Here is a 9,879-nt window from a genome sequence, read left to right on the forward strand (position 1 = left end):
ATCCTCGCGATCAGAATTTAAAAAGATAAAATATCGAGTGAAAACAGCTTGTCGTCACCCGATAAGGTCTTCATACAGGTAGGGATAGTTTTAACATTTGCATGTCACAAGGTTTGCCTCGAGCCATTTCAACTAATTTAATGTTGAATTTTTCGAACAAACTTTTTGAGTTAGCATCATCTTGATTACTAAAATCAGAGATAACTAACTTCACTTCTGACGAATCATGGTCAATGACGACATAATCGAGTCGTGTATGATTTTCGGCAGCAGTTTGTGAATCCATTTCAAACACGGTATCGATTGGAACGTTACAACAAACGTCATATTTTTCGCCAATCATGGTTTTTAGTGATTTTAAAAAGTCAAAACTTTGAGTATCAAAAAGCATTTTTTTAAATTTAACTGTGTGGTCCTCTGTATTAGTTTTGAAGAACTTTATACAAGTCATAATGAAAACAACTAATATAAATGGAACAACGATAAATAAAACTGAGTATATAAATACATAACTTAAAAAGACTGAAGTGAACATACCAACCTCCAAACACTTATTGTTTTATTAACTGTACGTCGTCGACGTACGATTAATACTATCCTTGTATTTTCATTTTTAATTGATCGTAATCAATTAAGTGAGGTGATTATTATTTATTTGATTGTAGTTATGATTTGGATCTTATTGTTATTTTTCGCATGTTAAATTAAGAAAAGTATTTATTTAACTATATTAATATTTAAGTTTACAATAGAGTTTTTTAAAATGCTGAATTGAATATTGCAGAAGTTGAAATGCTCATTTTGACATTTTTCTTTATAATTTTTGTGCAAGCTTAATCGTCACCTCGGTAGTAATCATACTTAAGCTATTCCCTCTTTAAAGTGTTTTTGTAAAATGAGTTGTTTTTGATAACTGATTTTTATGATCTGGATTAAGTAATCATCAAATACTTAAAATAAAGTTATGAAATATTATATAAATCGATAATATGATATGTTAAATACCTCTAAGGGAGTATCTGTGATGAAGAAGATTGACTTAGATAAATTAGACTTATTAACACTTTCTATATTAGTAAGTTTGTACGAAAACAAATCGGCTACTCATGTGTCTAGAATACTGGATGTACCAGCATCAAAGATTAGTCGTTGTTTACATTCAGCAAGATTGCTATTCGGTGATGAGCTTTTTATTAGACGTAAATATGGATTGGTACCGAACGATTATGCAGGGAGGATCTATCCTATTGCAAAAGAAATTGTGGACTGTGCTAAAAACTTCAATCGGCTGAATAGTACCTCATTGCCACATAGTCGACATTTTGAATTAGTGATGCCAGGAATGATTGCTCATGCTTACCCACGTGCATTAATGCATTCAATTAAAGAGCATCATAAAGATATTCATATCAATGTGAACAATTGGGATAAACATGCTCTAGAAAGCGTTTCTAACGACCCTAATAGTATTGTCTTGTGTGGCTGTAAAAGCCCTGAGGAAATTCATTGCTTTGATCAAAAGTTACACGTTGAAGTGCTTGCCGAAATGGGGTCACAGTACTTGTTAAGTTGTAAAAATCATCGCATTTTAAAGCAAGAAATCACTTTAGAAAGTATTGCCGAGTATCCATACATCAATACGCTTATGGGAGCCCAAGCGCCAATAATCAATCCGTTTCAAGAGTATTGTCAACTCAACAATCTACCTCTTGAAACTGAAATGACTATTACAAATGTATCTTCTTTATTTGATTACCTTTCTGATTGTAAGTCGTTGGCATTAACACCTTACAAGGCCGTTTACGACATGGTAGATGAGGAGTCAGGTTTACATGCTTGTCAGATATCTGAATACGAAGTGAATCGTCTTTTTAACGTTGTAGAACCATTAAAGTTAGTATTGGTGACGCATCCCAATGCAGATAATGAAGATGCTACTTGGTTAAAACAGCAGATACGCGAGTTAACCAGTGAGCTTGTTTAACAATAAAGTCTATACAGATGTTGTTTTAGTTATATGAGCATTATAAATATATGTTTTGATATGAACTTGGGTGTTGTATCTAGACCTTAGTATGAGTTTTCTTGATAGTTTTACTTCTTAATGCTTATTGAGTAAAAATTGGCTTTGGTGTAGGCGGTTATTGGTGTTTTTTAATAAATGATATTTTCAATCACATTGTTCACGATAGCCTAGGTTGCTTTGTTAGTTATTTAATCCAACATGTGTTTTTCACTTTTCGATTTATATACTCGAATTTAATACGTATCGGAATTACATTTAATGTAATTCCTTTTTGTGTATATTTTTTACTTGTTTAAAAGTCGTTCATGCGAGACTTTTAGTTAATTGCATAAATGTATAATTTGGCGTTTGTTTTTTCTCGATACTAAATTTGAATATAAAATATATGTTTTTTTGCAACTTAGAAGTGCAAAACGTTTTTGGGTAATATCGTCGCGACTAATACTATTTGATAAATGTAAATGATGAATATAAAAATCTACATACTATATTTAATGTTTTTTATAGCAAAAAATATGAGGTGAGTCATTTTATCATAAACGTTACTTAAGGCTGAGCTAATGTAGTGGTGTGATAATTACCGCTTAAAAACAGGTTAAATCAGTATTAAAGCATCAATTACTTGCCACCAATCTTGGAAATTTGTTAGCAATCTTCTTTTGTCGTCATTTTTTTATAAGTAATTGATTTTAATTTAAATATTGGTTTTTTATTGCTTGGTTGTGGTTAAGCTTGTGGTTACACATGAGTGCCTGCGTTAGTGAGTTGGGTATTGCTGCATTTAGCATTTAAAACCTATGCTACATACTATGTTTTGAACCAGTGAATAACGCTCATACTTGTATATTTCATCGAGCGATTAATCACAGCTAAAAACGTTATAGATCAACTGATACCCTGGTAAGATTCATGATCATATTTCAAGGGCTTTACTAACTTATTCACGTTAAGCTAATCTTCTTGTTTCCTATCAAGCTGTATTTGAGGGAATAACAATATCAGTCAATAAGGATATAACGTGGACACCCTTGAGTTAACTTCTGTTACCCCCACCAAAACTAAATCGTTTTTAGCTGGTGCGCTTGCCGTTATGCCGCTGACGATTGCGGTGATCCCTTGGGGGATACTCGCCGGATCGTTTGCACTGGAAGTGGGCCTAACGCCAGTTGAAAGCCAAGCGATGTCGGCAATTATCTTTGCGGGTAGTGCCCAGTTGGTTGCACTCGGTATGATAAAAGCCGGTATTGGTATTAGCAGCATTTTGATCACCACCTTACTGATCACCTCTCGACATTTGCTGTATGCCATGGCGATGCGCACTCATATAAGCCCTTTACCCCTTAAATGGCGTTTAGGCTTAGGTTTTTTACTCACAGATGAACTGTTTGCTATCGCCAATCAAGCTCATAAAGGCGACTCGCCAGTGCAACATCAGTTTGATCGCTGGTATGCTTTGGGCGGCGGCTTAACCTTTTATCTTGGTTGGAATATTGCTACTTTGCTTGGCATTGTCGCAGGGCAGTCTATCGACAACTTAGGCGAACTCGGACTCGACTTTGCCATCGCTGCCACCTTTATCGCCATCGTAGTCCCCACAGTAAAAAAGCCATCAATATTAGTGTGTGTCCTGGTGTCGCTTACCTTAGCTGTCGTGTGCGCAGTATTTGCGATTCAAGCCGGGCTATTAATTGCGGCTATATCGGGCATGGCAGCAGGCATGACTTACGCCAAATTGACTAACGAAGACGTTGTGGTTTCGGCTAGAGTTGATTCGAGTAACATTGATTCTGTTATCGCTAATTCGAATACCGCTGAATCTACTTCTTCAGTGACCGCAAATAAGGATCACAAGCTATGATCTGGCTGATTATTTTATCCATGGCGGCGGTGGTGTTTATCAGTCGACACTTGTTGTTAGAACCTAAATTGCCTATTCGTTTAAGTAAAAATACCTTAACGTTTTTAAGCTATTCAGCCCCAGCGGTATTAACCGCTATCTTAGCGCCAATTGTGTTTGTGCCCGAAGGCCAACTTGCTATTAGTGTATATAACCCCTATTTAACGTGTGCTCTGGTGGCCACAGTGCTGGCTTACGTTACCCGCAACACCTTACTCACAACCGTACTCAGTATGGGACTGTTTTTTATTTTGTATTAGCAACAGATCCTAGATTAATTTCAATCATTGTTAACTGACATTCTGTTGCGCAATAGATTAGAATAACCGCCATATTACGGACCAATTAGAGTTGAATATGCACGTACACATATTAGGTATTTGTGGCACTTTTATGGGCGGTTTAGCCCTACTAGCCCGCGCAATGGGCCACAAAGTAACCGGCAGTGATGCTAACGTTTACCCGCCGATGAGCACCCAGCTTGAGCAACAAGGTATTGAGCTAATCCAAGGTTTTGATCCCATTCAATTAGGCAAAGAAGGCGATAATCAACCTGATTTAGTGGTTATTGGTAATGCCATGAGTCGCGGTAATCCATGTGTAGAAGCGGTATTAAACCGTGGTATTAAATACACTTCTGGGCCGCAGTTTTTGTCTGAACATATTTTGCAAGACCGTTGGGTATTAGCGGTAGCGGGTACTCACGGCAAAACCTCTACCTCCAGCATGCTCGCGTGGGTTTTAGAATACTGCGGCTACGAGCCGGGATTTTTAATTGGTGGTGTGCCGCAAAACTTTGGCGTGTCAGCCCGTTTAGGTAACTCAGTGTTTTTTGTGGTTGAAGCCGACGAATACGACAGTGCCTTTTTTGATAAACGCTCTAAGTTTGTGCATTACCATCCACGCACGTTAGTGATCAATAATCTTGAATTTGATCATGCCGATATTTTTGCCGATCTCGCAGCCATTCAACGTCAATTTAATCATGTTATCCGCACTGTGCCGGGCGAAGGTAAGGTTATTTGGCCTAGCGATGTTGAAGCTGTGCAGCAAGTGATTGATATGGGCTGTTGGAGCGAACAAGAAATTTATTCTAAATCGCCAACCTTAGCCACAGATATAGCTAATCATTCAGACAGTCCTTTAGCAAGCCAAGGTGAACCAAGTGCCTGGCAGTCGCGTACTATTGCCGACGACGGCCATGTGTTTGAAGTGCTGTTTAAGGGCGAGTCACAAGGGATATTACACTGGGCATTGATAGGTCAGCACAATATCGAAAACGCAATTATGGCTATCGCTGCGGCACGTCATGTTGGCGTAGCACCAAGCCATGCTATAGAGGCATTGACACAGTTCAGTCCACCTAAGCGTCGTTTAGAATTATTGGCTACCGTCAATGGGGTGTCTGTGTATGACGATTTTGCTCATCATCCAACCGCTATTGCCACCACCTTGCAAGGGCTAAGGGCCAAAGTGGCTTCCAGTGATCATGCCAATGGCAAGATTATTGTAGTGCTAGAGCCGCGATCGAACACCATGAAAAGCGGTGTACATAAAGATACGCTGGCCAATTCGATGGTATTGGCTGATGTTGGCTACTTATATCAAGCGGACAATATTGGTTGGGACATTCATGCCAGTATGGCTAATGCGCCACTTCCTGTGACTGTGTTTAACAATATAGAAGACATTATTAACACAGTAGCCACCACCGCCAATAAAGGTGATACCGTGGTCATTATGAGTAATGGTGGCTTTAATGGTATTCACCAGAAAATAATTAAGGCTCTAGCGTAACGGCTTTAGCCGATAGAGGGTACAACATGGCCTATGCCAAAAAAGCCAAAGCAATTAGTCTCGCCTGGACTGGCGCATCTGGCGCACCATATGGTATTAAGTTGCTTGAATGCTTGCTCGCGGCTGATTACCAAGTTTTTTTAATGGTATCCAGCGCAGCACGTGTGGTGTTAGCCACCGAGCATGGGTTACAACTGAGCGCAAATCCAGATAAAGCCAAGGCTCAATTACTTGAACAACTGCATAATTCTGATGAGCCATTAAAAGGCGAATTAGTGGTGTTAGGTAAAGATGAATGGTTTTCGCCGCCAGCATCAGGCAGTGCGGCACCAAAACAAATGGTGATTTGTCCGTGTTCAACCGGCACATTAGCTGCTGTCGCCACTGGAATGAGTAATAATTTGCTCGAAAGAGCAGCAGACGTAGTATTAAAAGAGCGTGGGCAGTTAATCCTTGTTCCGCGTGAAACTCCTTTTAGTGCCATACACTTAGAGCATATGTTAAGCCTTACACGCAATGGTGCGACCATCATGCCAGCGGCACCAGGTTTTTATCATAATCCCAAATCGGTTCAAGATCTGGTAAACTTCATGGTTTCCCGAATACTTGATCATTTGGGTATTGAACACGACTTAACGAGTCGCTGGGGATACGGACGTACTCAGTCACACGACATCGACAATTGAGAGATTTATGAAGCACACCATTGAAATGATGATTTCTGAGCAAGAAATCAATAAAACTTTAGACCAGTTAGCTGAACGCATTAATGCTCATTACGCTGACAGTGAACGCTTATTAATGGTTGGCCTATTAAAAGGTTCTGTAGTGTTTATGGCCGATTTATGTCGCCGCATCAAAGGCCATGTTGAAATCGACTTTATGGCAGTATCAAGTTATGGTAATTCAACCACTAGCTCACGCGACGTTAAAGTGCTTAAAGACGTGCAGTCTGATATCTCTGGCCGTGACGTGTTAATTGTTGAAGACTTAATCGACTCAGGCAACACCTTAAATAAAGTGCGCGAGATGTTACTACTGCGCGAACCAAAAAGTTTAGCGCTTTGTACCTTATTAGATAAGCCAGAACGCCGCGAGGTTGATGTACACGTCGACTTTATTGGTATCACAATTCCTGACGAGTTTATTGTCGGTTACGGTATCGACTACGCAGAGCAATACCGCAACTTGCCTTATATCGCTAAAGTTGTACCACTGGATTAAGCAAACATAATTTATAAACTCCCGCCGATGTGGGAGTTTTTTTTCATTGTAAGTTGAGGATTTCAATATGGCCGATAACGCCAATGCATTGGTGATCGATAACCTTAAAAAAACCTATAAAGGCGGTGTAGAAGCCGTTAAGTCAATTAGTTTGACGGTAAAGCAAGGTGACTTCTTTGCTTTGCTTGGCCCCAATGGTGCAGGTAAATCTACCACCATCGGCATTATCAGCTCATTGGTGCAGAAAACCGCTGGCACGGTTTCGGTATTTGGTTTCGATATAGATAAAGATCTCGAACATGCCAAGTTATGTATCGGGTTAGTACCGCAAGAATTTAACTTTAACCAGTTTGAAACCGTGCAACAAATTGTGGTTAACCAAGCGGGTTACTATGGCGTGCCAAAAGCCGTAGCATTACAACGTGCTGAAAAGTATCTCACCCAACTTGATTTATGGCAAAAACGCCATGCTCAAGCGCGCGAACTGTCTGGTGGCATGAAACGCCGTTTAATGATTGCACGTGCGTTAATGCACGAACCTAAATTACTAATATTAGATGAGCCAACAGCTGGCGTCGACATTGAACTTCGTCGTTCAATGTGGGAGTTTTTAAAGCAAATTAACAAACAAGGTGTGACGATTATTTTAACCACACACTACCTTGAAGAAGCCGAAATGCTGTGTCGCACCATTGGTATTATCGATACCGGTTTGCTGGTGGAATGCACCACCATGAAGGCATTATTGAGCAAGCTAGATGTTGAAACCTTTATTTTCGATTTACGTCATAATCTCGATGTTGCCCCTCAGTTAACCAATATGAATTGCCGCTTAACTGATGCACATACTTTAGAAGTCGATGTGGCCAAATCGAATAATATTAATGAGTTATTTACTCAGTTTACTTCAGCCAATATCGAAGTCTTGTCGATGCGCAATAAAGCCAACCGTCTAGAAGAATTGTTTGTAGAGCTGGTAGAGAAAGCCAAGGAGTCAAAATAATGAAAAGTCTGTATTTTGTGGCTTTTAAAAGTATTTTAACCAAAGAAATTAATCGCTTCACCCGTATTTGGATCCAAACACTAGTGCCGCCAGCCATTACCATGACGTTATATTTTTTAATTTTTGGTAACTTAGTTGGTAGCCGCATCGGTGAAATGGGCGGCGTGTCCTACATGGAGTTTATTGCTCCTGGTTTAATCATGATGTCGGTGATCACCAGCTCATACTCTAATGTGGCCTCATCGTTTTACAGCGCCAAGTTTCAACGCAACATTGAAGAAATCATGGTGGCTCCAGTACCGCATTACGTGATGATAGCTGGTTATGTCGGCGGCGGTGTCGCCCGTGGGTTATGCGTGGGCCTAATTGTGACCACAGTGGCGATGTTGTTTGTTGATATCTCCTTACATCATGTTGGCTTGGTCGTTATCACCATGTTTTTAACCTCAGTGTTATTCTCACTCGGTGGCTTGATTAATGCCGTGTTTGCCAAAAGCTTTGACGATATCAGTATTATCCCGACCTTTATTCTTACGCCACTCACCTACTTAGGCGGTGTATTTTACTCGTTATCGTTATTGCCACCTTTTTGGCAAGGTGTATCGGGTTTAAATCCTGTGGTATACATGATTAACGTATTCCGCTACGGATTTTTAGGTTTTGCCGACCTTAGTGTACCGTTATCTATCGCCATCATGGTTGGCTTTTGCGTCAGCTTGTGGGCAGTAGCTTACTATTTGATTTCGCGCGGAATTGGTTTGCGTAGCTAAGTCTCATAGGCGGTAAGCCGCAGCCAAAGCGGTTGTTATCATCTCAGTGTAAAAGGGCTCATAAGAGTCCTTTTTTATGGGCGTTATCTATCTATTGGGCTGGTAGTATGACTAAAGCGAGAACCTATAACATGAGTATACAGTTCAGTCGTTTTAAGATATGAATGGCCTAATAGTTCTTGAACATTACGAATATTGGTACCATTTTTCAGTAGTTGAGTCGCAAACGTATGCCTAAAGGTATGTGCTTTTACTTGCTTCGGTATTTAGCTGATTAATACTGCTTTGCGCAATTGTTTTCTAAATGTTGTTTCGTGAATATGATGACGACAAATATAGCCATCATATGGATGTGTACAGCGCGTCGATGAGGGGAAAACATACTGCCAAGATAAATCTTTAGCGGCATTACCATATTTGCGTAATAGTGCAGGTGGCGCGCCTTTACGATACTAAATTGGTTATCCAAAGAATGGCTTAAGGATTTTGGCAATAATGTATAACGGTCTTTTTTACCTTTGCCTCTAAAAACAAATAACGTATTATTCTGTATGTTTACATCTTTAATTCTTAGCTTTAATGCCTCATTTATTCGTAATCCTCCACCATATAGAAGTGATGCAATTAACCAATATTGGCCAGAAAGGTGGCTAATAATGTTTGTAGCCTCCTCGTGGGTTAGCACTGTCGGTATGGACTGCTCCCGCTTAGTAAACGAATAACGTAAATCTGATATCTCTCTTCGAATAATATGTTTATATACATAAATAATTGCGCATAAAGCTTGGTTTTGTGTTGCAGCACTTACCTGCCGATTGACTGCTAAGTGATTTAAGAAACGCTCAATTTCGGCATTACCCATGTCTTGAGGATGTTTTTTGTCATTGAAAAGGATAAATTGCTTTATCCAATATAAATATACTTTCTCTGTTTTGATACTGTAACGACGAGTGCGAAGTTCGGTACGAATTGACTCGAGAAATGGTGATGTTGACATATCAACTCCTTTTGATTCAAACTGACATTATAGCTGTATATATATAAGGGCTATCCATTTAGCGCCACCAGTGTCAATATGTAGTGATGAAAACTTCATCGTATTTATTAAAAGCTGGTGTAGATTACCCTACAAGTTGGGGCGAATTTGTTGATTGGTTTCATG

The 9,879-nt window shown here is 39.6% G+C and carries 11 protein-coding genes; 8 read left to right on the forward strand and 3 right to left on the reverse strand.

Annotated features, from left to right (window positions below; translation table 11 throughout):
• Positions 1–70 precede the first annotated feature (70 nt).
• Positions 71–535, reverse strand: coding sequence for a hypothetical protein (locus tag H5114_RS15710; RefSeq protein ID WP_182698618.1), 465 nt, complete (start codon positions 533–535; stop codon positions 71–73).
• A 489-nt stretch (positions 536–1,024) separates the two neighbouring features.
• On the opposite strand from H5114_RS15710, the gene H5114_RS15715 reads away from it, so the two are divergent.
• The 8 genes from H5114_RS15715 (at position 1,025) to H5114_RS15750 (ending at position 8,717) form a co-directional block, all read left to right on the forward strand.
• The gene (locus tag H5114_RS15715) at positions 1,025–1,984 is read left to right on the forward strand and encodes a LysR family transcriptional regulator (protein ID WP_182723424.1); all 960 of its coding nucleotides are present in this window, start codon (positions 1,025–1,027) and stop codon (positions 1,982–1,984) included.
• 1,060 nt (positions 1,985–3,044) lie between these two features.
• Positions 3,045–3,884, forward strand: a complete 840-nt coding sequence (locus tag H5114_RS15720; RefSeq protein WP_310736397.1) for an AzlC family ABC transporter permease — start codon at positions 3,045–3,047, stop codon at positions 3,882–3,884.
• Positions 3,881–4,183: an AzlD domain-containing protein gene (locus H5114_RS15725; protein ID WP_124017374.1), complete on the forward strand. Its 303-nt coding sequence runs from the start codon at positions 3,881–3,883 to the stop codon at positions 4,181–4,183. Before H5114_RS15720 ends, H5114_RS15725 begins: the two co-directional genes overlap by 4 nt.
• 97 nt (positions 4,184–4,280) lie before the next feature.
• Entirely contained in the window at positions 4,281–5,720 is a 1,440-nt protein-coding gene (mpl, locus tag H5114_RS15730) for a UDP-N-acetylmuramate:L-alanyl-gamma-D-glutamyl-meso-diaminopimelate ligase (protein ID WP_182723425.1), read from the forward strand.
• Between the two features lie 26 nt (positions 5,721–5,746).
• Positions 5,747–6,406, forward strand: coding sequence for a flavin prenyltransferase UbiX (locus H5114_RS15735; RefSeq protein WP_124017376.1), 660 nt, complete (start codon positions 5,747–5,749; stop codon positions 6,404–6,406).
• Between the two features lie 7 nt (positions 6,407–6,413).
• Positions 6,414–6,944: a hypoxanthine phosphoribosyltransferase gene (gene hpt / locus H5114_RS15740; RefSeq protein WP_124017377.1), complete on the forward strand. Its 531-nt coding sequence runs from the start codon at positions 6,414–6,416 to the stop codon at positions 6,942–6,944.
• Between the two features lie 67 nt (positions 6,945–7,011).
• A complete protein-coding gene (locus H5114_RS15745; protein WP_182723426.1) occupies positions 7,012–7,947 on the forward strand; it encodes an ABC transporter ATP-binding protein in 936 nt (311 codons plus the stop codon).
• Positions 7,947–8,717, forward strand: a complete 771-nt coding sequence (locus H5114_RS15750) for an ABC transporter permease (RefSeq protein WP_182723427.1) — start codon at positions 7,947–7,949, stop codon at positions 8,715–8,717. The genes H5114_RS15745 and H5114_RS15750 overlap by 1 nt, the downstream gene beginning before the upstream one ends.
• Positions 8,718–8,800: 83 nt before the next feature.
• Here the strand turns inward: H5114_RS15750 and H5114_RS20745 are convergent, their stop codons facing one another.
• Positions 8,801–8,983, reverse strand: coding sequence for a tyrosine-type recombinase/integrase (locus H5114_RS20745; protein WP_404948362.1), 183 nt, complete (start codon positions 8,981–8,983; stop codon positions 8,801–8,803).
• Between the two features lie 8 nt (positions 8,984–8,991).
• Positions 8,992–9,714, reverse strand: a complete 723-nt coding sequence (locus H5114_RS15755) for a phage integrase N-terminal SAM-like domain-containing protein (protein WP_259395312.1) — start codon at positions 9,712–9,714, stop codon at positions 8,992–8,994.
• Positions 9,715–9,879 lie beyond the last annotated feature (165 nt).

This window comes from Shewanella sp. SR43-8 (assembly GCF_014163775.1).
Classification (GTDB): Bacteria; Pseudomonadota; Gammaproteobacteria; order Enterobacterales; family Shewanellaceae; genus Shewanella; species Shewanella vesiculosa.